The sequence below is a fragment of the Sulfuriferula multivorans genome (genome assembly GCF_003851125.1).
GTDB classification, from domain to species: domain Bacteria; phylum Pseudomonadota; class Gammaproteobacteria; order Burkholderiales; family Sulfuriferulaceae; genus Sulfuriferula; species Sulfuriferula multivorans.
The window spans coordinates 36,913-61,885 of the sequence record NZ_BGOW01000033.1 but is presented as its reverse complement, the minus strand read 5'-3'; the positions used below and the strand labels follow the sequence as shown (position 1 = coordinate 61,885).

Here is a 24,973-nt window from a genome sequence, read left to right as displayed (position 1 = left end):
ATGGACTTGCTGCAGTTTGCCCGCGGCCCTGCGCTGACTTGGGCGTTGGCCATTTTCGCTTTCGGCATGACCTGGCGTCTGGCTGGCATCCTCCTGCTCAAACGCCGACCCGATTACTCGGAACCACGCAACGCGACCAGCTGGCCGGGCGCGCTCAAGTTAATCATCAGCCGCTCCTGGCCACGTCGCGAGTTCATCCAGCGCACCGCCTTTGGCCAAGCCCTGGGTTATATCTTTCATATCGGGCTGGCGATCGTGGTGTTCGGTTTCGCTCCCCACATATTATTTTTCAGGGGGCTGACGGGACTCGACTGGCCCAATCTACCCAATGCCATTATTTATCTGAGCGGCGCAATCACCCTCGGCGCGCTCATTGTCGTACTGGGACGGCGACTCATCCATCCGGTACTGCGGCTATTATCCAATTTCGACGATTATTTCAGCTGGTTCGTCACCTTTGCCCCCGTCGCCACCGGCATGCTGGCTGTCGCCCACCTGGGTGCACGTTACGAAACGCTGCTGGCTATCCACATCCTGTCGGTAGCGCTGTTACTGGTGTGGTTTCCTTTTGGCAAGCTCATGCATGCGGCCCTGGTATTTGTCTCGCGCGGCAGCACCGGCGCATTATTTGAACGCAAGGGGGCCTCGATATGAGTACGGCGGATATTGACAGCGCGCACCCACTCGAACTCAACCAGCCGCGTTTCTCGGTAAAGAAACCCGAACCACGTTACGACAAGCAAGGCGACATGCCCGACGCACAGCGGGTGGAAACTGCCATGCGCTACTTTGTAAAAGATTTTGGCGCAGTTGCTGCCACCTACATGGAATCCTGCATCCATTGCGGCATGTGTGCAGAAGCCTGTCACTTTTACATAGCAACCGAAAACCCGAAGTACACCCCCATCTGGAAACTGGAGCCGTTCAAGCAAGCCTACAAGCGCGAAGCCGGACCATTCGCCGCAATCTACAGAGCACTCAATCTGAAGAAAAAAGTCACGGTGGAACAGTTGGAGGAATGGCAGGAACTGCTCTATGACAGCTGCACCCTATGCGGTCGCTGCACGCTGATCTGCCCAATGGGTATCGACATTGCCGCGCTGGTCGGGCTGGCGCGCCACGGCATGAACCAAGCCGGGCTGGTGCCGCATGAACTTTGGGCAGTAGCCGAACGCGCCGAACGCGAAGGCAGCCCGCTTGGCGCCACGCCCAAAGTATTCAAGGAACGCTGCGAATGGCTGGCTGACGATAACGAAGTCGAAATTTTCGTAGATAAGGCGCAGGCTGATGTCGTCGCGGCGATGTCTTCTATCGAAATCATGAAATACCCGGGCTCCATCGTCGCCACGTCGAAGATACTCAACCACCTCGGACTGAACTGGACTTTCCGCAGCGACGGCTACGAGGCCACCAACTTCGGCATGCTCTCCGGCAACAGCGCCTGGCAAAGGGAAGCGAGCATGAAGCTCATTAACGCGACCATTGCCGCGGGAGCGAAGTTGCTGATACTACCCGAATGCGGGCACGCCTACGGCGCGATGCGCTGGCAGGGCGCGAATATTTACGGCAAACCGCTGCCGTTCAGAGTGCTGCACATTTCCGAATTTCTGGCGGAAAACACCAAATCCGGCGCGCTCAAGACCAAGCCGCTGAGCAAGACCATGACTTTTCACGACCCGTGCCAGGTATCGCGCCGCGGCGGTGCCATTGAGGCGCCGCGTGAAGTGATCGACGGCCTGGGCGCAGAACTGATCGAAATGCAGGATACCAAGGGACTGAACTGGTGTTGCGGCGGCGGTGGCGGTGTCGTCACCATACATCGCGCCGACCATATCCGTTACCAGGCGTTCCAGATCAAAATGAAGCAAATTGACAACACCGGCGCAGAAATGCTGGTTTCAAGTTGTTCCAACTGCCGCCAGACGTTTGATGATGGTCAGGACCACTTTCACTGGGACAAAACCATGCTCAGCCTGCTGGATCTAGTCGCTGACAATCTAGAGGATAAATGAACGCACCCACCAATCGAGTAATCGTCGATCCGATTACCCGTATCGAAGGGCATCTGCGCATTGAGGCGGAAACCGACGCCGATGGCCGCATTACCCGTGCTTCCAGTGCTGGCACCATGGTGCGTGGCATCGAAATCATCCTGCGTGGTCGCGATCCGCGCGATGCCTGGGCGTTCGCCCAGCGCATCTGCGGCGTGTGTACGCTGGTACACGGCATCGCCTCGGTGCGCGCGGTGGAAGATGCGCTGAAATATGAAATCCCTGCCAATGCGCAATTGATCCGCAACCTGATGATCGCCGCGCAGTTTGTACACGATCACGTCATGCATTTTTATCACCTTCACGCGCTGGACTGGGTGGATGTCGTCTCCGCGCTCAAAGCCGACCCCAAAGCTACTTCCTCGCTGGCACAAAGCATTTCCGGTTATGCCAAATCCTCCCCCGGCTATTTTTCTGACGTGCAGAAGAAACTCAAAGGCTTTGTTGAGGGCGGTCAGCTGGGCATCTTTGCCAACGGCTACTGGGGGCACCCCGCGTACAAATTGCCACCCGAAGCCAACCTGATGGCCGTCGCCCACTATCTTGACGCACTGGCCTGGCAACGCAACGTGGCGCAACTGCACACCATCTTCGGCGGCAAGAATCCGCATCCCAATTTTGTGGTGGGCGGCGTGCCCTGTGCGATCAGCGTGCACCCGGAGCATGAAGGGAAAGGCAATGGTCCACACTACCGCGGCGGGGGCGCTGCAGCGACGTCCGTGAACAGCATCGGTCTGCAAAAAGTGCAGGGCATCATCCAGCAAATGCGCGATTTCGTCGATCAGGTGTATGTGCCCGACACTCTGGCCATCGCCGGTTTCTACAAGGACTGGTTCCAGCAGGGTGAAGGTATCGGTAACTTCATGACCTATGGCGATTTCCCGGAAAAGGGCATGTCCGACCCCAGCAGTTTCCTGATCCCTTCCGGCGTCATCCTCAACCGCGACCTGTCCACCATCCACCCAGTCGATCTCAATGCCGATGACCAGATCCAGGAGTACATCGCGCACTCCTGGTACGACTACAGCGAAGGCAAGAACAAGGGACTGCATCCTTATGTCGGCGAAACCAACTTGCACTACACCGGACCCAAGCCACCGTATGCCCAACTGGACGTGGATCAGTCCTATTCCTGGCTCAAGTCCCCGCGCTGGAAAGGCCACGCAGTGGAAGTCGGGCCGCTGGCACGGGTGTTGATGCTGTATGCCAAAGGCCACCCACAAACCAGAGAACTGGTGGCCATGACGCTGAAAAAACTTGACCTGCCGGTCACCGCGCTCTACTCCACGCTGGGACGTACTGCCGCACGCACGCTGGAGAGCAAGATTATCGCCGATGCCATGCAGACCTGGTACGACAACCTGATTGCCAACATCAAGTCCAGCGATGTCAGAACCTTTAATGAAAAACTGTGGGAACCCTCTTCCTGGCCTGCCACGGCCAAAGGTGTGGGTTACACGGAAGCGCCGCGCGGCGCACTGGCGCACTGGATCATCATCAAGGACGGCAAGATCGACAACTATCAGGCCGTCGTACCCAGCACCTGGAACGCAGGCCCGCGCGACGCCGCAGGACAGGATGGGCCCTACGAAGCCGCGCTCAAAGGCACTCAGCTATACGATCCCAAGCAACCCATAGAAATACTGCGCACCATCCACAGTTTTGATCCCTGCATAGCTTGCGCAGTGCACGTCACCGACCCGGAAGGCGAAGAGCTTATCAAGGTCAAAATCCGATAGTAACGTCACCATGCGCATTCAATATTCAACTTTTCCTTGCCAGCATCTGTACCCTCCTTTCTGCGCCCGCTTCTGCGCACTTGCTCGACATACGGAGGCCAATCGAAATCAATATGACTTATTTTGAAATAGATAAACATCTGATCATTTGAAACAAGTACCACGGTATTCGGTCAGCGTTCGCGGGCTTTGCGGAGAAAACATAATGAAGGGGCTGTTGAAGGCAGTATTGGGTGATGGGGGTGATTACCTGCGTCAAAAAATTCTTGGCATCTGCAGGAAGGAAAACGCCCTATTGCCGTTGGCTTAATGTTTTCGCTCGGCCATTCGACGATCGTGGTGCTGGCGTCCATAGGCATCGCGGCTACGGCATTTGCCCTGCAAAGCCGGAGGGCGGCTTCAAAGAGATTGGAGGCCTGATCGGTACGCTGGTTTCGACGCTGTTTTTGTTTGCAATCGCGCTGATGAACCTGGTGATATTGCGTTCAGTAATTCGTGCATTTCTACATGTTTTGCGCGGCGAACCCTACATTGATGAAGACTTTGATCTATTGCTGGCTAACCGTGGTTTTCTCGCCCGTATATTTCGTCCACTGTTCCAGCTGATTACGTGCAGTTGGCATATGTATTTTCTCGGCTTCCTATTCGGGCTCGGTTTTGATACCGCGACCGAAGTCAGCCTACTAGGGATCTCCGCTGCTGGAGCGACGCAAGAGATGCCAATTTGGTCAATTCTGGTGTTCCCTGTGCTATTCACTGCGGGCATGACACTAATAGATACCACCGACAGCATCCTTATGCTCGGCGCGTACGGATGGGCATTCGTCAAGCCGATCCGCAAGCTTTACTACAATATGATCATCACAGTGATTTCAGTAATCGTCGCACTGCTGGTAGGCAGTATTGAAGGACTGAAACTTTTCGGCGACAAGTTGCATATGAGTGGACATTTTTGGGTTTCTATTAGTCGCCTGAACGACAATTTCGGAATGCTCGGCTACATCATCATCGCTGTATTCGCTATCGGTTGGGTGCTGTCAGTAGCAGTATATAGGTGGAAGCGCTTCGATGAATTGGAAATCAATACATCAACTTAGCGAACCAATCCCGACCCTCAGAACAGCTAACTCCTTGAACAATCAGTAGCGATACATCGCATCTCCTTTCGTGACCTCGTGGCGAACCAGAGGCCCAGAAAAGCGGGAGGAAATCGGCCTGCGTCACCCAGCTCGACCAAGACAACGCCTTCTTCACTCCATTTGTAAATTTTCACCAGCCCATGGCGCCGTTAGCTAATCGCATTTGTCTGGATACCCCGCTTACATTATGTACACTTCGCCAAGCTCGCGGGCGATTGCCTGCAGCAGTTGCGGGATGGCCTGCGCCACGGCATCGCTCAATCCGTCCTGGGGCGAGGCCGCAGAAATTTCCACGCCGTACAGCACCAGGCGCGGCGGCAGCGCAGCGAGCATCTTCCCCAGCGACAAGGTGTAGGCCAGGCCAAAGCCGTGCGTCGAGTTGGTGGCGTGCAAGCCCCCGAGTTCGGCGCCATCCAGCCGCCGCAGCGTGCCGGGGGGCGCGCCGCTGTGCATGGCATCGATCACGATGGCGCTGTCCAGCCCTTGCAGCAGCGCCAGCAAGTGCGTGCCGGGGCGGTCGCAGGCTTCCAGGCGCTGCAATCCGTGGCGCTGCGCGAATCCCAGTTCCTGTGCGGCGCGGATCGCCTCCCAGCCGATGCGGTCATCGCCGAACGGCGAGCCGACGCCGAATACGCCGATGCCGCTCATGTGCGCCGCACAGTCAGTTTGAGGAAGTGGGTGGCGCAGGAAATACATGGGTCATAGTTGCGGATGACCTGCTCGGCGCGCAGACGCAATTGCTCGCTTGGGCTGTTGGCGTCGAGCGCTTGCAGGGTATGCAGCAGGTCGGCCTCGATCTGTGCCTGATTCTGGCTGGTCGGCGGCACGATGCGCGCGGACAGAATTCGTCCGGCGGCGTCTGTTTCATAGCGATGCCAGAGGATGCCGCGCGGCGCCTCGGTGCAGCCGTAGCCCACGCCGGCGCGCGGCGTCACTTCGGTATAAGGTGCCTCCGGCACAACGTAGACCTCGAGCAGGGCGATGGCTTCGAGCAATGCCTGATGGATTTCCGCCGCGCGCACCACGATGCTGTGGAACATGTTGGCACTTGGAAAATGCACGCTGCCGTCCGCCAGCGCCCGGCGCACGGCAGGATCGAGTTGATCCAGATTCAGGTTGAGACGCGCCAGCGGCCCGACCAGATAGGGCTGCCCGTCGAAGCGGCTGAACAGCGCGGTCGAATGCGCTTCATGCGATTCGGCGAAGTGCTGTTCATAGTCGGCGATGGCAATATCCAGTCCCGTGCTGGAGACGATGCGGCCTTCGTTCATCGGATATTCATCGCCATGGCGCAGCGCCACCGTGATGGCCGGCGTGGCGGAAGCGGGCAGATCAAGCGCAGCGGTCCAGGCGATGAGCGCTTCCGCTTCGGGCAGGGCGGCGCGCAGCCGGCCCAGCAATTCGGCCACTTCGCTCATACCTGGTGCGTGATAAAAACCGCCCACGCGCACCCCGACCGGATGCACCGAGCGCCCGCCCAGCAGGCGGATCAGCGCATTGCCGAGTTCCTGCAGACGCAGGCCGCGCCGCACTATTTCCGGATAGTCTTTGGACATCTCGATGGCGCTGGCGTAGCCCAGAAAATCCGGCGCGGCGAGCAGGTGGATGTGCAGGCTGTGGCTCTCGATCCACTCGCCGCAATACAGCACGCGGCGCATCGCACGCACCCACGGCGTAACGACGGTGCCAAAGATGCCCTCCAGCGCATGCACTGCGCTCATCTGGTAGGCGACGGGACAGATGCCGCAAATGCGTGCCACCATGTCCGGCACCTCATGCCAGGCGCGTCCTTCGAGGAATTTTTCGAACAAGCGCGGCGGTTCATAGATGCGCAGGTGCGCCGCGACGATGCGATCCTGTTCGATGCAGATATCCAGTGCGCCTTCGCCCTCCACCCGTGCCAGTACCGGCACCGTGATGTTGATGCTGCGTGTGACGGCGCCGTCAGTCATGGCTGTCCTCTCTGGCTTTCAGTCCGGCTGCATGAAATGCAGGTGCCGCATTATTGATGAACAGGAAGCGTTGCGCCACCTGTTCCGGCAACAGCCCCAGCCCGGCAAAACGACGGGAAAGCGCTGTGGTATTGGGATTCTCGGCGGGGCCGAAACAGCCATAGCAATCGCGCCCGAAGCTGGGACACAATGCGCCGCAGCCGGTACGCGTAACCGGCCCCATGCACGGCTCGCCCTTGCTCACCATCACGCACACCTGCTGGCGACGCTTGCACTCCAGACACACCTTGTCGTTTTCCTCCACGGGCAGCACGCCGAACAGCAGCGCGCGGATGGCAGCGACGATTTGCCGGCTGGTGACCGGACACCCCCAAAGTTCCAGATCCACCGGCACATGCTGGGCGATGGGCGACACGGTGGCGAGGCTCTCGATATATTGCGGCTGGGCGTAGATGCCGGCAACCCACTGCCCGGCATCCGCCATGTTGCGCAATGCCTGCACGCCGCCACTGGTGGCGCAGGCGCCGATGGTCACCAGGTAAGTGGAATTGGCGCGTACCTGGCGGATGCGCTCCAGTTCATGCGGCGTGGAGAGGCTGCCTTCGACGAAGGCGATGTCCACTTTTTCATCCGGCGCCACCGGCCCGGCTTCGGCGAAATGGACGAACTCGACCAGCTCCGCCGCGGTGAGCAGCGCCTCGCCGAGATTCAGAAAGGCCAACTGGCAGCCGTCGCAGGAGCTGAATTTGTGGATGGCGACACGCGGACGATTACGCATTTCAGAAACCTTTCACGCCGAGCAATTCCCGTACTTCGCTGTAGCGATACACCGGGCCGTTGCGGCAGATGAAGCTGCCGCCGAACTGGCAGTGGCCGCAGTGGCCGACGCCGCACTGCATGTTGCGCTCCATGCTGAGGTAGATTTCTTCCGGCGCGATGCCGCGCTGCATCAGCCCCCTGGCCGCCGCGCGCATCATGCCTTCCGGCCCGCACATCATCACGATTGTTCTGGATGGCTCGATGACGGCCTGGTCGAAAAGCTCCGTGGCCAGCCCAACATGCCACGGCCATAAAACACCGCCATGTTCCGCCGCCAGCAGCACCTGGACATCCGGGTGCGCACTCCACTCGGCATAGCGTTCGCGCCAGATCATATCCTCTGCATGCTTCACGCCCTGCACGATACATACCCGCCCGAAGCGGGTGCGGCGCGCCAGGACATAGTTGATGACGCCCACCACCGGCGCGCAGCCCAGACCGCCGGTGACGATGAACACGTCGCGGCCTTCCGCCAGCGGCATCGGCCAGCCGCGCCCGAACGGACCGCGTATGCCGACGCGCTCACCCGCCTGCAGCTTGGCCAGCCCATGGGTGACGCGCCCCACTGCACGGATGGTGTGATCGAGCAGCGCCTCGCTTTCCGGATCGGACACGATGGAAATCGCCACCTCACCCACCCCGTACAGATACACCATGTTGAACTGTCCGGGGACGAAGCGGTAATGGTTTCTGGCCTCAGGGTCGGTCAGGCGCAGACGCAGGGTGAAGATGCTGTCCGACTCCTGAACGCGCTCGACGACTTCCGCCTCCCACGGCAGATAAGGGTTATTCATTCGCATCCCCGCAAATTGCTGCAACTTCCTCGGTCAAATCAATGCCCACCGGACACCAGGTGAGACACCGGCCGCACCCCACGCAGCCGGAACGTCCGTACTGCTCGTGCCAGCTGCCCAGCTTGTGGGTGAGCCATTGACGATAACGGAATTTTGTCTCGCTGCGCACCACGATACCGTGAATGTAGCTGTGCCCCTGCGTGAAACACGAATCCCACTCACGCACATGGTCGCTGCGCGTCCCGTCCAGCTGCGGTTGTTCCAGTTCATGGTGGCAGAAACAGGTTGGACACACCGAGGTGCAGTTGCCGCAGGACAGGCAGCGCTCGGCCACCTCCTCCCAGCGCGGGTGTTCCAGTTGCGCGAACAGGACATCGTGCAGATTGCGGCTGGGCAACCGTCGCGTCTGTGCGCTGACCGCCTGCTGATGTTGTCGGGTTGCGCTATCCTGTTGCGCGGCACTGGCCGGATCGAGCGCCAGTTGTTCGAGCACGCCCTGCCCGCGCGCGCTGCCTGCGCGCGCCACATAACCTTCCTCCAGTTCGGCCAGTGCAATGTCATAGCCGGCGGATGCCGCAGGCCCATCGCCGGTAGAGGCGCAGAAACAGGTCGCGGCGGGATGACTGCAATCCACCGCGACAATGAACAGGTTTTCGCGGCGCCGGGCGTAATAGGGATCAACGTAATCCTGCTGCAGAAAGTGCGCGTCCTGCAAGGCGAGTGCCGCAAGGTCGCAGGCTCTTGCACCGATGAATGCGATGGGCCTGGCTTGCGGCAGGGTTTCGTGAAATTGCGTGTGGTCGGCGTGGCGTTCGGCCTGCCACAGCACTTCCTGCGGCGCGAACAGATACGGCTTCAATCCCTGCGCGCCATTCGCCCAGGCGAAACAACGCGCATCGGCGCCCGTCTCGATGCGGTATTCGCCCGGCGCCTGCCGGTCGCGCACGCCGCGCGGCAACTGGCTCGCCTCTGCAAGCTCGGCATACACGATGCTGCCATCATGCAGTTGCGGCCCCTTGCAGTGGAAACCCTGTCCGGCAAGCGTAGCCAGCAGCGCCTGAAAACACTCACGCGGCAGAAATAAAAATGGGGGTTCGGTCACTTGAGTCTCCGTCAATGTTGCCAGCTTCACGACCGCCAGCAAGCTGATGGACGCTGTATGAATTTTTGGTGACAAAGCCGGGCGCTGCGACCGGCAGGCCTAGGCGGCGGGCGTGTCCTTAATGATGCTTTTCCCGGCCGCTTTCTCCATGATCTCAAGGAACGGCTTGATGAGATCGATGGGCAGCGGGAAAACGATGGTGGAATTCTTTTCCGTGGCGATTTCGGCCAGGGTCTGCAGATAGCGCAATTGCATGCCCCCCGGCGCGGAGGCCAGAATGGCGGCGGCATTGACCAAGGTCTGCGATGCCTGGAACTCGGCGTCGGCGTGGATGACCTTGGAGCGGCGGTCGCGCTCGGCCTCGGCCTGTTTGGCGATGGCTCGAATCATGTCTTCGGTGAGTTCGATATTGCGGATCTCGACCACGCTGACCTTGATCCCCCAGGCCTCGGTCTGGGAATCGAGTATCGTCTGGATGTCGGTGTTGATCTTGTCCCGCTCGGACAGCATTTCATCCAGGTCATGCTTGCCCAGCACCGAGCGCAAGGTGGTCTGGGCGAGCTTGCTGGTGGCGGAAAAATAATCCTCCACCTGGATGAAGGCTTTTTCCGGATCCACCACGCGGAAGTAAAGCACCGCGTCGACCTTGATGGAGACGTTGTCGTGCGAGATTACGTCCTGGGGAGGGATCTCGTGCACCACGGTGCGCAATTCTATCCGCACCATTTGCTGAATCCCCGGGATGATAATCACCAGCCCCGGCCCTTTCACCTTCCAGAATCGCCCCAGCTGGAACACCACGCCGCGCTCGTACTCGCGCAGGATACGGATAGACGAAACCGCCAGCGCAATCAGGATGATGAACACACCACCAAAACCGAAACTGAATTCCATGCTCAGACTCCTTTTTCAAATTGAGGCATGACAATAAGCGTCAGGCCTTCCCTGCCAGTGACCCGGATATGCTGGCCGGGAGTCAGAACTTTAGTGCTTTTGATCTGCCACAATTCGCTGTGAACGCGCGCCCAGCAAATATCTTCGCTGCATTTAACCACCTCGCCGACGCTGCCGAGCAGTTGCTCGGCCCCGCTCACCACCGTTCTGCGCCGCGCTTTTAGCGCCATGCCGGCCAGGCTTGCAATGAATATCGCGCTGATAACCCCCATTGATACTATCAAGCCAACCGGGATACCAAATCCGGGTTGTTCGGTGTCAATCAATATCACCGCGCCAAACACAAAAGCGGCTACCCCGCCAATACCGAGCACGCCAAAACTGGGCGCAAACCCTTCCGCCACCATGAATGCAATGCCCAGCAGAATCAGCATCAGTCCGGCGTAGTTCACCGGCAGCAGCTGGAAAGCATACAACGCCAGCAACAAACAGATGCCGCCCAGCACACCGGGGGCCACAAAGCCGGGGTTGAAAAATTCGAAAAACAGGCCGTATGCGCCGATCATGAGCAGAATCAGTGCCACGCTGGGATCGGTAATCACCGCCAGGAAACGCGTGCGCCAATCGGCCTGGTAAGTGATGATGGGTGCGCCGGCGGTGGCCAGGGTGCGCTCGCCACCGATTACGCTGACCTGCTTGCCATCCATCTGTTTGAGCAATTGCGGCAGGTCTGGCGCCACATAATCAATCACCCCGATTTTGAGTGCTTCTCCGGCAGGCAGGCTGGCCGCTTCACGAACTGCCTGTTCTGCCCACTGGGCATTACGTCCGCGCAACTGGGCAAGGCCGCGGATGTAGGCGACTGCGTCGTTGGTCGCCTTCTTCGCCATGGCATCCTTGGACGTCTGTGCGGATTTTCCGGCGCCTTCGCCAGCACCTTGCACTTCACGTGCCCCCGGCATGCCGATCTGCACCGGAGTGGCAGCGCCCAGATTGGTACCGGGCGCCATCGCCGCAATTTGGCTGGCGTATAGGATGTAGGTGCCGGCGCTGGCGGCACGCGCGCCGCTGGGCGCGACATAACTGGCCACCGGCACCGGTGCGGCGAGAATCGCCTTGATAATCTGGCGCATGGCGGTGTCGAGCCCGCCCGGCGTGTCCATTTGCAACACCACCAGCTGCGCACCGTCCCGGGCGGCGTGTTCCAGCCCGCGTGTCACGTAATCCGCAGTGGCAGGGCCGATAGCGCCATCCACCTTCAACAGCAGCACCGGCGCGCTGGCCCAGGCGGGCGCACTCCAGCCCAATGCCAGTAGCAGCAATATGAAAATGGAAAAACGCTTCATAGCGAGGAGGTGATTCACGTTGACCGATTCTCACTATAGACCCCGTACCGCGTTTATTTTGTTACGGAATATGATAGCCGCCGCAGTTTCAGCCCAGAACCAGCTTGAGACCAATGAGGATGGTGATTACTTCAAATGCACGCTTGATCCACAAATTGCCTTTTTTGATGGCAATGTGGCTGCCGAAATAGCCACCCAGAATCGAACCCGCCAGTAGCGCCGGCATCCAGCCCCAGGCGATCGTGCCCAGATAGCCCAGCACCACGGCGCCGGTACCGTTCCAGACCAAACCACACAGCACCAGTGTGTAAGCCACGGCGCGTTTGTAATCGAGGCCGAAATGATGAATCAGCCAGATGGTCAGGAACAAGCCGGTACCGGAAGTGATCGAGCCATTCAGAAAGCCAACTACGAACAGACCGAACATGCCAGTCAGCAGCCCGCTACCGTGCTGATTTTTCGGTGCGTAATCCATGCCCAGACGCGGTTTAAATACCGAATACACCCCCAGGCCCAGTGTCAACACACCCAGCAAAAAAATGGCAATGCGCGGCGATATCTGCAGGATGGTGCCGGCCCCCAGTACCACGCCGGGCAAGCCTGCCCCGAGGATGATCAGGGAAAAACGCCGCTCCAGATGGTTCCCCTTGAGGTAACGAATCGTTGCACCCAGCCCCAGCGCCACACTGGCAACTTTATGCGTGGCCAGCGCCACGCCGAAGGGCAGTCCGAGGAAAATCAGCATGGGAAACTGGATCAGCCCCGCGCCTCCGCCGGACAGTGCAGAAAACCAGTTGGCGACGAAAGACGCGACGAACAGGATGCCCTGGTCGGCGTAAGACGTCATGCCTTTCAGGAACCGGTGATGCCGTGGGTAATGGGGATGCGGGTATAGAACAGGCGCAGGTTTTGCTGCGTGCAGAGGGCCAGCAGCGCTTCGACCTGTTCCGCGCTGGCGATGAATTCCACCAGCATCGGCAGTTCGCCTGCCAGCTCGAAGAAGGCTTCCTCAGTGAAGCCATGGCGGCCGAATCCGGCGGTCGCCCGGAATACCGTACCGCCTGCGATACCTTGCTTGCGTGCGGTTTCCAGCAGCCATTCATACAGCGGCTTGCCGGCGTGTTTTTGTTTTTCGGAAGTATAGAGGCGCAGCCAGTGGTCTTGCATGGCATCAGGCTTTCAAAAATTTGAAGGTGAGCACGCCGAGCGCAGTCATCAGCACCGAGCCGACCAGATGCAGGAACACCGACGTCAGTCCCCAGCCCCATTGCTGGCGCGAGAGCAGCGTGAATATCTCGGCAGAAAAAGTGGAGAACGTGGTCAATCCGCCCAGAAATCCGGTAATCACCAGCAGCCGTGCTTCCGGCGCCAGCCCGGTATAGCTGGCGAAAAAAGCCATCGCCAGCCCGATCAGATAACCGCCCAGCAAATTAGCCGCCAGCGTACCCATCGGCAACGTGGGAAACAGCGGGTTCAGCCACAGCCCCAGCCCCCAGCGCAGCCATGCACCCAGCGCCGCGCCCACTCCAATAGCAACAAAAGCGTTCAATCCCATGTTGCAAGGATAGCGTGAAGCGCGGGTTTAACGCAAAAAACTCAGCCAGCCCGCCAGCGCAAACAGCGTGGCGAACAGTACCGGCACGGTGAGTACGATGCCAATGCGGAAATACTGCCCCCAGCCTATCGTCATGCCCCGCTGCGCCAGCACATGCAGCCACAGCAGGGTGGCGAGGCTGCCGATGGGGGTGATCTTGGGGCCGAGATCGCAGCCGACGATGTTGGCATAAACCATCGCCTCGCGTATCGCCGGATCGACCTGCGCATGCGCCACGGCGAGGCTGCCGGCCAGTACCGCGGGCATATTGTTCATCAGTGCCGACAGTGCCGCCATCATGAAGCCCGTGCCCAGCGTGGCTGCGGTGAGGCCATAACTTGCCAGCCATTCCAGTGCATGGGACAGGCCTGCGGTCAGACCGTGGTCGCCCAGACCATATACCACCAGATACATGCCCAGCGAAAAAACCACCACCTGCCAAGGCGCCCCGCGCAGGATAGTCCATACCGGGATGACCGCGTTGGGTTGACGCCTGAGCAGATGCTCACGGCCTGCGGCAAGCATCAATAACAAGGCGCCTGCCCCGGTAATCAGCGAGGTCGGCACGCCCCAGCGTTGCGACAGAAAATAGCCCACCAGCAAACTGGGCAAGACCACCCAACCGGCGCGAAATACAAACGGGTCGCGAATCACGCCCGCGGGATCAGCAAGCTGGGCAGCATCGTAAGCGGGTGGCACATCGCGGCGGAAATACCAGGCCAGCACCAGCAACGAAGCCGCGACCGATACCAGGTTGACCACCCCCATCACCGCCGCGTAATCGGCAAAGCCTATGCCTGCGTAGTTGGCGGCAACGATATTGACCAGATTGGAAATCTTGAAGGGCAGGCTGGCCGAATCCGATACAAACCCCGCCGCCATCACGAACGCCAGCATCGCAGGCGGCGAAAAGCGCAGCGCGCGCAGCATTTCGACGACCAGTGGCGTCAGAATTAACACTGCACCGTCATTTGCAAACAGTGCCGCAATCACGCTGCCCAGCAGCACAATCAGCACAAACAGCGCCCGGCCCGATCCCTGCGCCCAACGCGCCACATGCAGCGCCGACCACTCGAAAAATCCCGCCGCATCGAGGATCAGCGAAATCAGGATCAGCGCTATCAGCGTGAAGGTGGCATCCCAGACAATGTGCCAGACGGTGGGAATGTCGGTCAGCGATACCGTACCCGCCAGCAGCGCCGCCCCCGCCCCCAGCCAGGCCGCAGTGCCGATGCCCAGGCCTTTGGGCTGGCGGATGACAAGGGCCAGCGTCACCAGAAAAATAAGCAGCGCAACCAGCATGGCTGCTTATCCCAAACGCCGTGCGACTTCTGCCACCAGCTTGGCGCGGATTTCATCGCGCACGCGCATGAAGCTCTCCAGCGGTTCGCCGTGCGGATCGTGAAACGGCATGTGCACGCTGGGAATGGCGCGCGGGAATACCGGGCATGCTTCCTTGGCGTTGTCGCACACGGTAATCACCAGATCAATCGCCTCGTTCATGACCGCATCCACATCCTTGGGGTACAGGCCGTCAGTCGCAATACCCAGATCCTGCAGCGCGGCAATCGCACCATCGGCCACTTTCGGCTGGGGCCGCGTGCCTGCGGAGATCGCATGCACTGCGTCACCCAGATCGTGATTCACCAACGCTTCTGCCATCTGGCTGCGACAGGAATTGCCGGTACACAAAATCAAAACGGTTTTCTTGCTCATAGCCAGCCTTCCACAGTTGATTTAGCGGGCACGCCACCGGCATGCACGATTTTTCCATCGATCATCACACCGGGCGTGGACATCACGCCATAACCCAGAATCCGGGCGATGTCTTCGACCTTTTCCAGCTCGATTGCTGCGCCTCGGGCGGCCGCCACCTGTTCAATCAGCTTGAGCGTGGCAGTGCAATTGGCACAGCCGGTGCCGAGTACCTTGATATTTTTCATGATCCAACCTCGATTAACAGCAGGATTTGCCAGAAGGCGTCGGCGTGCAGCACGCTGCTGCCACTACCGGGATGGTCAGCGGGGTGCGCACAGCAGACGTGCGCGCTGCCAGTTCGGCGTCGAAACGTTCGTCCAGTTTGGTACCCGCTTCGTCGCGGATATGACGGGCGATGTCCACCACCAGATCAATCTGTTCGGCGCTGACGCCGTATTGCTTGAGTTTGTCCAGCTGGCACAGACCCTGACCGGGATGATTGGCGGCCACATTGGCCGCCAGCGACACCAGCGCCACAATGGACGGATGCAGTTCTGTATTGCTCATAACACACCTCTTAAAAAATTAAACGACACACCCACGACCCAGAACGCCAGCGCCAGATAGCCGGCAAACAACGCCAGCAGCGGCCACTTCACGACCTTGCGCAAAATGATCATTTCCGGAAACGACAGCGCCGTGACCGCCATCATGAACGCCAGCACGGTACCGATGGGCACCCCCTTGTGCAGCAGCACTTCGGCAATCGGGATAATGCCGACCGCATCGGAATACAGCGGCACACCGATCAACACGGCAGCCAGTACCGACAATGCCCCGCCGCCGCCCGCGACCTTGACGACAAAATCCGCCGGTACAAAGCCGTGAATCAGCGCGCCCACGCCGACCCCGATCAGCACATATTTCCAGATGCGTCCAACAATCTCGCGCACCTGACCCATGGCGTAGACGTGGCGCGCAGCCAGCGAATTATCCGGTTCAATCTGGGCCGCCTCGCCCATGTGGATTTTCCACACATAGTCTTCTACCCAGCGCTCGGGCTTGAAACGCTCCAGCACGAAGCCGCCGATCAGCGCCACCGTCAGGCCCGTCACCACATACAAGGCGGTGAACTTCCAGCCGATGGCCGATGCCAGTACCACCACGGCGACTTCATTGATCATCGGGCTCGCGATCAGAAACGATAGCGTCACCCCCAGCGGGATGCCCGCCTCGACAAAACCGATGAACAGCGGCACCGAGGAACACGAGCAAAACGGTGTCACTGCGCCCAGCCCCACTGCCGTAAACCGCGCCGACAGATTCGAGCGCTTGCGCACGAATTCACGCACACGCTCGGGTTTGAGCAATGCGCGCAGCAGCCCCATCAGGTAAATCACCAGCGTGAGCAACACCAGTATCTTGGTCACATCCATGACGAAGAAATGCAGCGCATCCCCCAGCGCGCTACCCTGCATGCCGCCCAGGTCATACACTAGCCAGTCGGCCAATGCCTCAAACATCACAGCCCTTCAGGTTGTTATGCTTGTCACGCTTCATATTATTCGCCGCGCTCACGTAAATGGCCAATATCATCCAGCGCGTGTTTCAGTGACAAGGCATCCAGCTTGGCGATCGGCAAACAGGTGAATATGGACAGCCGGCGATTGAGTTGCGTATACGCCGTGTGGAACGCCTTGCGCTTGACGTCATCGCTGCCGTCTACGGCTGCCGGGTCTTCAATCCCCCAATGCGCCGTCATCGGCTGACCCGGCCAGACCGGGCATACCTCCCCGGCAGCGTTATCGCACACAGTAAAGACGAAATCGAACACCGGTGTACCGGGCAGCGTAAATTCATCCCACGACTTGCTGCGCAAATCTGCCACTGGCAAGCCGCTTTTTTCCAACAGTTCGAGGGCAAATGGATTCACTGTCCCACCGGGGTGACTGCCCGCACTGGAGGCATGAAAACGTCCGTTTCCCAAGCGATTCAACAAAGCCTCGGCCAGAATTGACCGCGCTGAATTGCCGGTACACAGGAACAGCACATTGAAAACCTTATTGTCCAAGCCGCAACTCCTTACCAGATTCGAAAATACATACGCCAAAACGAATATAAGAAGACAAAAAAATCTCAGGCGCAACAGCGTGCCGGACGGTTGCTCATGTCAGCCAGTTTCGCCGCATCCTGCACATGCGTCGGATTCGCGCGCCAGACGTCGTTCATCTGCGTCAGAATGCGATCACACCAAGCCGGTATCTGAGCATTCAGCCGATAAAAAACCCACGTACCTTCACGCCGCACTAGCAGCATGTCGGCTTCGCGCATCACGCTCAAGTGGCGTGACACCTTGGGCTGCGGCATGTCCAGCGCGTAATAAAGCTCGCACACACACAGCTCGCCTTCGCGCCGCAACAGGCTGAGAATGCGGCGACGGGTGGCGTCACACAGAATTTCGAAAAGGGCCTGTTCGCTGAGCATGGCGGCAATTATATTCGTTTTATCGAATGTATCAAGTTTTGCCTAAACGACCAGAACCCGGCCGGTATTACTGGATACCTTCTTTGATAATCCTGTCGAGCAGTTTTTCTTCCGCACGAAATGCTGCTCTGGATTTTGGAGAACTAACGACGGGCGGCTTGCGGTAGCTGACATAGATGGTTTTTGGATCAGCCGGCAAGTTATATATCGAAATGATATAGGGGCACATTGCCACGCTATGCGGGTCGGCTTCCATCATCTGACGCGAGACGGTGGCGCTGCAAAACTCAATCTGCTCGGCATTGAGATAAATCTTCCGGGTAGATCCCACCGCCGCTGCGGTATTGTCCAGCATGGCGGAAATCTTGTTGAAATGATTGATTTTCAGCCCCTGGCCCTCAACGGCGGCGGCTATCGCATCGCGGATGAATTCAAAATCGCCGTGCGCTGTATACACCACGCTGTAGGAATCTTTATCCGCGGCATGGCTGCCCAGCGCGCATGCCATCAGGACTACTGCCAGAAACAATTTCATTGTTTTCATGCTGCATCTCCTCAAAATATCTTCATCCAAAGGGCACCACAAGCAAGTATCCAGCAACGCAGCTTGGTTACAATATGATATTTCAACTGCAGGAAAAAGCCATGACAGATACCGCCAATATTCGCATACGCGGACGCATCTGGCTGACCGCAGCGGGCAAAAACATGCTGGGTCGCGGGCGCGTGGAGCTGCTGGAAAAAATTGGCGCGACCGGGTCTATTTCGCAGGCTGCCCGCGCCATGAAAATGAGTTACAAAGCTGCCTGGGATGCCGTGGATGCAATGGGTAATGCGTTCAATTCTCCGCTGGTGAACACCAGCACCGGCGGTAAGGGCGGTGGCGGCGCGCGTCTTACCCCGCAGGCGCTGGCATTGATCGCTGCATATCGCCAACTGGAACAACGTCACCAGGATTTTCTTGGCCAGCTTGAGCAGGAATTTTCGGTTGCATTGGTGACGGGTGAAGGTACGATTCAGTAGTAGTGGATTTAGCCAGGGAAATACCGAAGGGCACCTCTATAAATCCAAACTCCGTCGCGATACTGCGTTGCTCAAGAAATTTTATCGCTTACATATCAAGCATATGCTGCGCGCTAAAATCACTTTCGCGCCTTGTCTCGCTTAGGATTTTGAATTTATAGAGGTGCCCCGAACACACAGAGCAGGTCATTTACCATCCCTGTGGTTCGGCCATGTCACTTTGTCGATGCAGAATTGCAGCTGGCAGAACGTCTCAATCCCGTCACTTGAGTTTTTTAATCCCCAAGGCCCCTAATACATATTTTTCATACAGCGGCTCGGTGGTACCTTGTTTCATCTTGCGGATGAAATATTTTTCAAACGCAACTTTCGCCAGGTGAACCCACTTTCCTTCCTTGAACCAGTTGACGTTGCGCGGCGGGATTTGTGGCAGGGCCACAAAGGCCGCGCCGGTATCGCCGAAGTCGGCCAGACAGATGGCATTCCAGGTGGCCTTTTCCATCGGCTCCCTGCCATCCAGGGCGCTGCGGATATTGAGCGCGGTGGCTGCAACCATGGATTCGATCATGTAGCCGGTCTTGGGCGCGCCAGTGGGCACCGGCGTGACTTCCACCGGAGGAATGGCGACGCACACACCCACCGAATAGATGTTCTGAAACCTGGGGTTGCGCTGATAGGGATCGATCAGGATGAAACCGCGCGGGTTGGTCAGCCCCTCGATGCCGAATACTGCGTCTACGCCTTTAAACGCGGGCAGCATCATCGCGTAGTCGAACGGCAGTTCGTGTTCCTTTTTCACGCTGCCGTCGTCGTTGAGCTCCGTGACGAACATCTTGCCCGCCTCGACTTTGGTGGTTTTGGCATTGCATATCCACTTGATGTGGCGGTCACGCATGGCGGATTCCAGCAAGCCCTTGGAGTCCCCCACGCCGCCCAAGCCAAGGTGGCCAATATAGGGTTCGGCGGTGACAAAAGTCATCGGCACCTTGTCGCGTATCTTGCGGCGCTTGAGATCGGTGTCCATGATGAAGGCATATTCGTAGGCCGGCCCATAGCAGGAGGCCATCTGCACCGCACCCACGACGATGGGGCCAGGATTGGCGCAGAAATCCTCCCATTTTTGGGCGGATTTTTCAGCGTGATCGACATGACAAATGGAATGGGTATGCCCCTCAGGCCCCAGACCGGGTACTTCGTCAAACGCCAATTTGGGACCGGTGGCGATAATCAGGTAATCGTAATCGACGTTACGTCCATCCATCAGCTCGACCTGATTTTTGTCCGGATGTACGCGTTTGGCGCCACTGTGGATGAAATCGATATTTTTTTTCTGTAAATAATTGGCAATGGGGAAGGCAATGTCTGCTCGAGTGCGCCATTTCACACCCACCCATGGGTTGGAAGGGACGAAGTGGAAAGTATCGGTATCTGAAATAACCGTCACCTTGTCATCCTTGCGTGCCTGTTCGCGCATTTCGTAAGCCATGGGCATGCCGCCAATACCCGCGCCAATGATAACGATGTGTGCCATTTGGTCATCCTCTGCAATCTGTTGAATATCGGTTTTTATGGTGAACATCTGCTGCGCAGGTGTCGCCCCATGCATCATGGCTTTGCAATACTTATGCCACCATTTCAATACTTTGATTACAAAAAGAATCGTTCAAATCACTACATGTTCTATCCAAAAACGTCATGTCATTTTGGCCGCTTTATACTAAGCTGACACATTCATGTCATGACACTCTGTCAGGAATAATGCTTATGGATACCCTGCTTGCACCGGAACTCCAATCCCTGATTGACGTACAGGAAAATCCTTTTGTGCTGATAGACGAAAACTACCGCATCGTTGCAGCCAACCGTGCTTATTGCGTTACCTATGCGATGGATAAAAACGAAGTGGTGGGGAAAACCTGCCACGAGGTATCGCACCGCTCTCCGGTTCCCTGTCATCAGAATGGCGAGGACTGCCCGCATCAGGAAGTGTTTCGTAGCGGCCAGACACATGAAGTCATCCATACCCATTTCGACCGCCATAATCGCCCGGAATACGCACGTATCAAGGGGCATCCAATCCAGGGTCCCGGCCAGCACCGCTATCTGGGCGAAGCGATTTTCCACATCGCCAATTCGGATGAACTGGACTGTGAAGACCTGCGCATGATCGGCAATTCGCCTGCTTTTCTTGCCTGCCTTGACCAACTTACCCGTGCCGCCGAATCCGAGGCCGCCATCCTGCTGCTGGGCGAAAGCGGAGTCGGCAAGGAACTGGCAGCGCAGTACATTCATCGCCGCTCGACACGGCGCAACAAACCCTTCATCGCAGTGAATTGCGCCTCCATTGCAGAGACCATGTTCGAGGATGAGCTGTTTGGTCACGAGCGTGGCGCGTTTACTGGCTGTATAGGAAGGCGGCAGGGGTTATTCGAACTGGCCGACGGCGGTACCCTGTTTCTGGATGAAGCCGGAGAAATCCCGTCCAATATGCAGGCCAAACTGTTGCGGGTACTGGAAACCGGCGAGTTCCGCCGCCTCGGCGGCACAGATACGTTACGCGCCGATGTGCGGCTGATCTCGGCCACCAACCGCGACCTGCTGGAGATGGCCGAAGCCAAACTCTTTCGCCTCGACCTGTATTACCGTATTGCTGGCATAGACTTGGCTCTGCCGAGTTTGAGGGAACGGAGCGGTGACATCCCGGCACTGGCAGAGGCCATGCTCAAACGCATTACTCAGGCGGGTGCGCCTCGCTGCAAGCTCACCGATGACGCTCTGGAAAAATTGATGCGGTATAGCTTTCCGGGCAATGTGCGGGAACTGCGCAATATTTTGCTGAAAGCCGTGGCCATGAGCAGCCACGGCATCATCAGCGCCGCGCATATCCACCTTGGCGGCCACTCATCCATGCACAACCATGCACCTTCCGGAACGCCCAGCGACACGACCAGGACGGGCAGTCCATCTGGATCCTCCATTGCGGAACTGGAGGCGCATCACATTGCCGAGCTGTTGATCAGCCACAACGGCCATCGCCGCAATGTGGCGGATGTGCTGGGTATCAGCGAACGCACCCTGTATCGCAAACTGAAGCATTACAAACTGGCCTGAGTTTTCATTGCGATGGAATAAGCCCCCGTCAGGGTAGCGCGACGTCCGATTGTTCCATCACCCCACCTTAAGCAGCGTTACTTCCCACTAAGAAGCTTTTTTTCATTTAAATATCATCATTTAATTCAATGAATTACAAGCAATCAACTTGTTTTCGGCACGAAATTGAAACCGCTTGATGCCAAGTGGATAAATATAACCTATTGAATTTTAATAAAATATATTTTTGGTATGAGGCTTGCTAGTCAGGGGTGCGGGTAATCGCCCGCAACCAATTTCCTTGTGCAACTTCCGTAGCAGTCAGGCTGCTCAAGGAATTCTAAATTTGTAGCCTTTTACCGAGGAGACTGAAAATGACAACTCTCAAAGAGCAACTGACAGCGCACGTCGCTGCATACGACATCTGGGAAAAACGCCGCCGTCATGGACCGGCCGGGGCTAACGACCGGAAATTGTGGGTGCTTGCCTGTATGGACGAACGCCTGCCGGTAGACGAAGCGCTCGGCATTCACGTAGACACGCCAGCCGGGCATGGTGATGCGCACTGCTTCCGCAACGCCGGAGGAATCGTCACCGACGATGCAATCCGTTCGGCGATGCTGACCTGCAATTTCTTTGGTACTGAGGAAATCGTCATCGTGCAGCATACGCAATGCGGCATGCTGTCTGCGAACGCGACCGATCTGGAAAAGATGTTACGTGACAAGGGGGTCGATACGGACAATATCGCAATGGACCCAACACTGCCGGAATTGAAGCTGGAGAAAGGCGCGTTCGCCAAGTGGATCGGGATGATGGACGACGTAGACGAAACCTGCATGAAAACAATCGAGGCATTCAAAAATCATCCCCTCATTCCCAAGGATGTGGTCATCAGCGGCTGGGTCTGGGAGGTGGAGACGCGTCGGCTAAGGGCGCCGACCCGGGATCCGGAAAAACGGTCCCGGACCGACGTTACCGCCAGCCAATTCGGCGTCAAGGGGAAGCAACCTGCGCGCTGGAGCTAGTCTCTTAAAGGAAACCCAAGCGTGGGCGCCTGGCGTAACGGGTGTCCACGCCGTGGCGTTTCCGGGAAACGCGCCAACCTACAAAATGAGGTTCCAGATGCCTACTTATGATTACCAGTGCACGCAATGCAAGCTACAATTTGAAGCACACCATGCAATCAGTGCCCCCAGCCCGGATTGCCCGATATGCGGGGCTGCTACCGCTAAAGTAATCCTCACGGCCCCGGCGATGCATGGCCATATGGCGCGCGGTCGTGATCTGGCAATGCGCTCGCTGCAACCAAAACCAGGACAGGAGAAACACGTACACGGGTCCGGGTGCGGATGTGGGCAACGTCAACATTCTTGAACGCAATCAATTTTTTGGCGTAGTCTGGAAAAATAGCCGGCGCGCCACTATGGCGACTTACGATAGCGGTGTCGGATTTGAGGAGAATGACTGTGCCCGATAAGCTTTTTTCCCATCTGAATCCCATCCTGTTTTTGCAAACCTTTGTTGCCCAGAGCGTCGAAGTCAGCGCAAAGATGGGGGGCGGCAACGGAAATGACCGCTTGAATTACATCGAACAGCTCGGCCTCACCGCGAGCGGCTGCTTTGAAACCGCGTATCGCCAGGAGTTGGCGCAAGACGGCCCTCTGGATCATGACAAGTACGCGGACATGATCGTGGAAATCAAGAACAAGATCGGCGGAAATTTTTCGCGTGCATCAAGCGAGCCGGATATGGTGCGCGTGGTCAATACGCGCTGCCCTTTCGGGGATGCAGTCATGCAGGCGCCTGAGCTGTGCAAGATGACCTCCAGCGTATTCGGCGGGATTGCCGCACGTAACTTCGGTTACGCGAAAGTGATCCTGGACAAACGCATTGCGGTGGGAGACGGGATGTGCGAGGCGCGCATTTATACCGACCCCAGGATTGCCGCCGACTTCGAAGGAGACGAATATCACCGCGAACAGGGCGTCATCCGCGGCCGGGGAGCAACAGTCAAAGCGCAGATCATTAGAGAACGGCGCGACGGAAAAGTCTGGTGCGGTGCCAGCCCGAACCAGCCCGAGAATGCCGACAAACCTTTCATCGTGGCAAAGTCCCCGGCCATGCTCAATGCACTGGAGACAATCAAGGTCGTGGCGCCGACCACCGCGACCGTGCTGATTACCGGTGAGACCGGCGTGGGCAAGGAGGTCATTGCGCGTCGCATCCACGCATTGAGCGAACGCTGGAACCGGAATTTCGTTGCAGTAAACTGCGGCGCAATACCCGAAAATTTGGTCGAAACCACGCTATTCGGACATGAGCGCGGTGCGTTTACCGGCGCTTACGAAGTTCATCACGGTCTGTTTGAACAGGCCGAGGGCGGAAGCCTGTTTCTGGACGAGATCGATTCCTTGCCACTGGCTGCGCAGGCGCGCCTGCTACGCGTGCTGCAGGGTGGCGAGTTCGAACGCGTAGGCGGGAAGCAGCGCCTGTCCGCAAATGTTCGGGTAATTGCCGCAGCCGGTACACGTTTGGACAAGTTCATTGCCGAGGGGACTTTCCGGATGGATCTCTATTACCGGATCAACGTGGTGCCCATTCTTCTCCCGCCGCTACGCGAACGATGCGAGGATATTTTGCCGCTCGTCAATCACATCCTTGCGCAGCTCTCCACCAAATACAACAAAGTCATCAAAGCATTAAGCGCGGCCGCAATAGCGCGGGTGATGCAGTACGATTGGCCTGGCAACGTGCGCGAACTGGAGAACGTACTGGAGCGCTCGTTCCTGTTCTCACCTGGTCCGATCATGACCGAGCTGCTGCTTCCAAAAACCGGCAGCGATGCGCCGGCAAGCGCGATGCAGGCCGCTGACCTGTCGCTCAAGGAGGCGAAACAGCGGGCAGGCGAGCAGGTGGAGGCGCTCATTCTCAGGCAGGCACTTAGCCGTTTCCATGGCAATGTCAGCGAGGTAGCGAAGTCTTTAGGTGTGACGCCCAGGGCGATCCATCAGAAGCTCAATTTACACAGCATGGATCCCAACAGCTATCGCTCCCAGGTGAGGCTCAAAGTCGTACATATGGATAAAGGCAAGTGACCAACCCCGAGCTTCCATGGCAAAGTAAGAAATGAAATTTCCCATCGGGCAAATTATTTTCGTATCCAATTTCCCTTGTTTATTGGGTGTTTTGTTTCTAAACACTCTCGCTTGTGGGAAGTTCAGCTTCTGATGATCCCGCCGATAAAT

At 57.8% G+C, this 24,973-nt stretch carries 28 protein-coding genes; 9 read left to right on the top strand and 19 right to left on the bottom strand.

Features of this window, described 5'->3' with window-relative positions; translation table 11 throughout:
- From EI185_RS14270 to EI185_RS14255, 4 genes are all read left to right on the top strand, one after another.
- Entirely contained in the window at positions 1 to 654 is a 654-nt protein-coding gene (locus tag EI185_RS14270) for a nitrate reductase (protein WP_124705824.1), read from the top strand.
- The gene (locus EI185_RS14265) at positions 651 to 2,012 is read left to right on the top strand and encodes a (Fe-S)-binding protein (protein ID WP_124705823.1); all 1,362 of its coding nucleotides are present in this window, start codon (positions 651 to 653) and stop codon (positions 2,010 to 2,012) included. Before EI185_RS14270 ends, EI185_RS14265 begins: the two co-directional genes overlap by 4 nt.
- On the top strand, positions 2,009 to 3,790 hold the full coding sequence (locus EI185_RS14260; RefSeq protein ID WP_124705822.1) for a nickel-dependent hydrogenase large subunit: 1,782 nt from the start codon (positions 2,009 to 2,011) through the stop codon (positions 3,788 to 3,790). Before EI185_RS14265 ends, EI185_RS14260 begins: the two co-directional genes overlap by 4 nt.
- Positions 3,791 to 4,026: 236 nt before the next feature.
- Positions 4,027 to 4,887, top strand: coding sequence for a HoxN/HupN/NixA family nickel/cobalt transporter (locus tag EI185_RS14255; protein ID WP_262982401.1), 861 nt, complete (start codon positions 4,027 to 4,029; stop codon positions 4,885 to 4,887).
- A gap of 222 nt (positions 4,888 to 5,109) precedes the next feature.
- Here the strand turns inward: EI185_RS14255 and EI185_RS14250 are convergent, their stop codons facing one another.
- From EI185_RS14250 to EI185_RS14165, 18 genes are all read right to left on the bottom strand, one after another.
- Positions 5,110 to 5,625, bottom strand: a complete 516-nt coding sequence (locus EI185_RS14250) for a hydrogenase maturation protease (RefSeq protein WP_124705821.1) — start codon at positions 5,623 to 5,625, stop codon at positions 5,110 to 5,112.
- Positions 5,574 to 6,881 carry a Ni/Fe hydrogenase subunit alpha gene (locus EI185_RS14245; protein ID WP_124705820.1) on the bottom strand — a complete coding sequence of 436 codons (1,308 nt, stop codon included), beginning with the start codon at positions 6,879 to 6,881 and terminating at the stop codon, positions 5,574 to 5,576. The genes EI185_RS14250 and EI185_RS14245 overlap by 52 nt, the downstream gene beginning before the upstream one ends.
- Positions 6,874 to 7,659, bottom strand: a complete 786-nt coding sequence (locus tag EI185_RS14240) for an NADH-quinone oxidoreductase subunit B family protein (protein ID WP_124705819.1) — start codon at positions 7,657 to 7,659, stop codon at positions 6,874 to 6,876. The genes EI185_RS14245 and EI185_RS14240 overlap by 8 nt, the downstream gene beginning before the upstream one ends.
- A 1-nt stretch (position 7,660) precedes the next feature.
- Positions 7,661 to 8,494 (bottom strand): FAD/NAD(P)-binding protein, encoded by an 834-nt coding sequence (locus EI185_RS14235; protein WP_124705818.1) that lies wholly within the window; start codon positions 8,492 to 8,494, stop codon positions 7,661 to 7,663.
- Positions 8,487 to 9,596, bottom strand: a complete 1,110-nt coding sequence (locus EI185_RS14230; protein ID WP_124705817.1) for a 4Fe-4S dicluster domain-containing protein — start codon at positions 9,594 to 9,596, stop codon at positions 8,487 to 8,489. Before EI185_RS14230 ends, EI185_RS14235 begins: the two co-directional genes overlap by 8 nt.
- Before the next feature lie 99 nt (positions 9,597 to 9,695).
- The gene (locus EI185_RS14225) at positions 9,696 to 10,490 is read right to left on the bottom strand and encodes a slipin family protein (protein ID WP_124705816.1); all 795 of its coding nucleotides are present in this window, start codon (positions 10,488 to 10,490) and stop codon (positions 9,696 to 9,698) included.
- A 2-nt stretch (positions 10,491 to 10,492) separates the two neighbouring features.
- Entirely contained in the window at positions 10,493 to 11,854 is a 1,362-nt protein-coding gene (locus EI185_RS14220; RefSeq protein ID WP_223247857.1) for an NfeD family protein, read from the bottom strand.
- Between the two features lie 70 nt (positions 11,855 to 11,924).
- Positions 11,925 to 12,683: a sulfite exporter TauE/SafE family protein gene (locus EI185_RS14215; RefSeq protein WP_124705815.1), complete on the bottom strand. Its 759-nt coding sequence runs from the start codon at positions 12,681 to 12,683 to the stop codon at positions 11,925 to 11,927.
- A 5-nt stretch (positions 12,684 to 12,688) separates the two neighbouring features.
- The gene (locus EI185_RS14210; protein ID WP_124705814.1) at positions 12,689 to 13,003 is read right to left on the bottom strand and encodes a DUF190 domain-containing protein; all 315 of its coding nucleotides are present in this window, start codon (positions 13,001 to 13,003) and stop codon (positions 12,689 to 12,691) included.
- A 4-nt stretch (positions 13,004 to 13,007) separates the two neighbouring features.
- Entirely contained in the window at positions 13,008 to 13,391 is a 384-nt protein-coding gene (gene crcB / locus EI185_RS14205) for a fluoride efflux transporter CrcB (RefSeq protein ID WP_124705813.1), read from the bottom strand.
- 27 nt (positions 13,392 to 13,418) lie between these two features.
- Positions 13,419 to 14,732, bottom strand: coding sequence for an arsenic transporter (locus tag EI185_RS14200; RefSeq protein ID WP_124705812.1), 1,314 nt, complete (start codon positions 14,730 to 14,732; stop codon positions 13,419 to 13,421).
- Between the two features lie 6 nt (positions 14,733 to 14,738).
- Positions 14,739 to 15,146, bottom strand: coding sequence for an arsenate reductase ArsC (locus EI185_RS14195; protein WP_124705811.1), 408 nt, complete (start codon positions 15,144 to 15,146; stop codon positions 14,739 to 14,741).
- Positions 15,143 to 15,373: a thioredoxin family protein gene (locus EI185_RS14190; RefSeq protein WP_124705810.1), complete on the bottom strand. Its 231-nt coding sequence runs from the start codon at positions 15,371 to 15,373 to the stop codon at positions 15,143 to 15,145. The genes EI185_RS14195 and EI185_RS14190 overlap by 4 nt, the downstream gene beginning before the upstream one ends.
- Positions 15,374 to 15,386: 13 nt before the next feature.
- Entirely contained in the window at positions 15,387 to 15,695 is a 309-nt protein-coding gene (locus tag EI185_RS14185; protein WP_124705809.1) for a hypothetical protein, read from the bottom strand.
- Positions 15,692 to 16,651, bottom strand: a complete 960-nt coding sequence (locus EI185_RS14180; RefSeq protein ID WP_124705808.1) for a permease — start codon at positions 16,649 to 16,651, stop codon at positions 15,692 to 15,694. The genes EI185_RS14185 and EI185_RS14180 overlap by 4 nt, the downstream gene beginning before the upstream one ends.
- A 38-nt stretch (positions 16,652 to 16,689) precedes the next feature.
- Positions 16,690 to 17,199, bottom strand: coding sequence for an arsenate reductase ArsC (locus tag EI185_RS14175; RefSeq protein ID WP_124705807.1), 510 nt, complete (start codon positions 17,197 to 17,199; stop codon positions 16,690 to 16,692).
- Positions 17,200 to 17,264: 65 nt separating this feature from the next.
- Positions 17,265 to 17,612: a metalloregulator ArsR/SmtB family transcription factor gene (locus EI185_RS14170; RefSeq protein WP_124705806.1), complete on the bottom strand. Its 348-nt coding sequence runs from the start codon at positions 17,610 to 17,612 to the stop codon at positions 17,265 to 17,267.
- Between the two features lie 67 nt (positions 17,613 to 17,679).
- The gene (locus EI185_RS14165; RefSeq protein WP_124705805.1) at positions 17,680 to 18,156 is read right to left on the bottom strand and encodes a DUF302 domain-containing protein; all 477 of its coding nucleotides are present in this window, start codon (positions 18,154 to 18,156) and stop codon (positions 17,680 to 17,682) included.
- Between the two features lie 101 nt (positions 18,157 to 18,257).
- Here EI185_RS14165 and EI185_RS14160 point away from each other — a divergent pair, with 101 nt between their 5' ends.
- Positions 18,258 to 18,635, top strand: a complete 378-nt coding sequence (locus EI185_RS14160; RefSeq protein ID WP_124705804.1) for a winged helix-turn-helix domain-containing protein — start codon at positions 18,258 to 18,260, stop codon at positions 18,633 to 18,635.
- A gap of 262 nt (positions 18,636 to 18,897) precedes the next feature.
- On the opposite strand, the gene EI185_RS14155 is transcribed toward EI185_RS14160, so the two are convergent.
- Entirely contained in the window at positions 18,898 to 20,166 is a 1,269-nt protein-coding gene (locus EI185_RS14155) for an NAD(P)/FAD-dependent oxidoreductase (protein ID WP_124705803.1), read from the bottom strand.
- A gap of 233 nt (positions 20,167 to 20,399) precedes the next feature.
- Between EI185_RS14155 and EI185_RS14150 the strand changes: the two genes are divergently transcribed.
- The 4 genes from EI185_RS14150 to EI185_RS14135 all read left to right on the top strand — a co-directional run bounded on the left by EI185_RS14150 (position 20,400) and on the right by EI185_RS14135 (position 24,823).
- Positions 20,400 to 21,746 (top strand): sigma-54 interaction domain-containing protein, encoded by a 1,347-nt coding sequence (locus EI185_RS14150; protein WP_124705802.1) that lies wholly within the window; start codon positions 20,400 to 20,402, stop codon positions 21,744 to 21,746.
- A 353-nt stretch (positions 21,747 to 22,099) separates the two neighbouring features.
- Positions 22,100 to 22,753 carry a beta-class carbonic anhydrase gene (locus tag EI185_RS14145; RefSeq protein ID WP_124705801.1) on the top strand — a complete coding sequence of 218 codons (654 nt, stop codon included), beginning with the start codon at positions 22,100 to 22,102 and terminating at the stop codon, positions 22,751 to 22,753.
- An 85-nt stretch (positions 22,754 to 22,838) separates the two neighbouring features.
- Positions 22,839 to 23,102, top strand: a complete 264-nt coding sequence (locus EI185_RS14140) for an FmdB family zinc ribbon protein (protein ID WP_306308288.1) — start codon at positions 22,839 to 22,841, stop codon at positions 23,100 to 23,102.
- Between the two features lie 92 nt (positions 23,103 to 23,194).
- Positions 23,195 to 24,823, top strand: a complete 1,629-nt coding sequence (locus EI185_RS14135; RefSeq protein ID WP_223247856.1) for a sigma 54-interacting transcriptional regulator — start codon at positions 23,195 to 23,197, stop codon at positions 24,821 to 24,823.
- Positions 24,824 to 24,973 lie beyond the last annotated feature (150 nt).

Bases quoted from the DNA above. Each gene is read 5' to 3' on its own strand.
- EI185_RS14245 (WP_124705820.1), bottom strand. From the start codon at position 6,881: ATGACTGACGGCGCCGTCACACGCAGCATCAACATCACGGTGCCGGTA.
- EI185_RS14210 (WP_124705814.1), bottom strand. From the start codon at position 13,003: ATGCAAGACCACTGGCTGCGCCTCTATACTTCCGAAAAACAAAAACAC.
- EI185_RS14270 (WP_124705824.1), top strand. From the start codon at position 1: ATGGACTTGCTGCAGTTTGCCCGCGGCCCTGCGCTGACTTGGGCGTTG.
- EI185_RS14150 (WP_124705802.1), top strand. From the start codon at position 20,400: ATGGATACCCTGCTTGCACCGGAACTCCAATCCCTGATTGACGTACAG.
- EI185_RS14250 (WP_124705821.1), bottom strand. From the start codon at position 5,625: ATGTATTTCCTGCGCCACCCACTTCCTCAAACTGACTGTGCGGCGCAC.
- EI185_RS14240 (WP_124705819.1), bottom strand. From the start codon at position 7,659: ATGCGTAATCGTCCGCGTGTCGCCATCCACAAATTCAGCTCCTGCGAC.
- EI185_RS14255 (WP_262982401.1), top strand. From the start codon at position 4,027: ATGGGGGTGATTACCTGCGTCAAAAAATTCTTGGCATCTGCAGGAAGG.
- EI185_RS14215 (WP_124705815.1), bottom strand. From the start codon at position 12,683: ATGACGTCTTACGCCGACCAGGGCATCCTGTTCGTCGCGTCTTTCGTC.
- crcB (WP_124705813.1), bottom strand. From the start codon at position 13,391: ATGGGATTGAACGCTTTTGTTGCTATTGGAGTGGGCGCGGCGCTGGGT.
- EI185_RS14260 (WP_124705822.1), top strand. From the start codon at position 2,009: ATGAACGCACCCACCAATCGAGTAATCGTCGATCCGATTACCCGTATC.
- EI185_RS14180 (WP_124705808.1), bottom strand. From the start codon at position 16,651: ATGTTTGAGGCATTGGCCGACTGGCTAGTGTATGACCTGGGCGGCATG.
- EI185_RS14145 (WP_124705801.1), top strand. From the start codon at position 22,100: ATGACAACTCTCAAAGAGCAACTGACAGCGCACGTCGCTGCATACGAC.
- EI185_RS14265 (WP_124705823.1), top strand. From the start codon at position 651: ATGAGTACGGCGGATATTGACAGCGCGCACCCACTCGAACTCAACCAG.
- EI185_RS14195 (WP_124705811.1), bottom strand. From the start codon at position 15,146: ATGAGCAAGAAAACCGTTTTGATTTTGTGTACCGGCAATTCCTGTCGC.
- EI185_RS14225 (WP_124705816.1), bottom strand. From the start codon at position 10,490: ATGGAATTCAGTTTCGGTTTTGGTGGTGTGTTCATCATCCTGATTGCG.
- EI185_RS14155 (WP_124705803.1), bottom strand. From the start codon at position 20,166: ATGGCACACATCGTTATCATTGGCGCGGGTATTGGCGGCATGCCCATG.
- EI185_RS14190 (WP_124705810.1), bottom strand. From the start codon at position 15,373: ATGAAAAATATCAAGGTACTCGGCACCGGCTGTGCCAATTGCACTGCC.
- EI185_RS14160 (WP_124705804.1), top strand. From the start codon at position 18,258: ATGACAGATACCGCCAATATTCGCATACGCGGACGCATCTGGCTGACC.
- EI185_RS14140 (WP_306308288.1), top strand. From the start codon at position 22,839: ATGAGGTTCCAGATGCCTACTTATGATTACCAGTGCACGCAATGCAAG.
- EI185_RS14185 (WP_124705809.1), bottom strand. From the start codon at position 15,695: ATGAGCAATACAGAACTGCATCCGTCCATTGTGGCGCTGGTGTCGCTG.
- EI185_RS14200 (WP_124705812.1), bottom strand. From the start codon at position 14,732: ATGCTGGTTGCGCTGCTTATTTTTCTGGTGACGCTGGCCCTTGTCATC.
- EI185_RS14235 (WP_124705818.1), bottom strand. From the start codon at position 8,494: ATGAATAACCCTTATCTGCCGTGGGAGGCGGAAGTCGTCGAGCGCGTT.
- EI185_RS14170 (WP_124705806.1), bottom strand. From the start codon at position 17,612: ATGCTCAGCGAACAGGCCCTTTTCGAAATTCTGTGTGACGCCACCCGT.
- EI185_RS14165 (WP_124705805.1), bottom strand. From the start codon at position 18,156: ATGAAAACAATGAAATTGTTTCTGGCAGTAGTCCTGATGGCATGCGCG.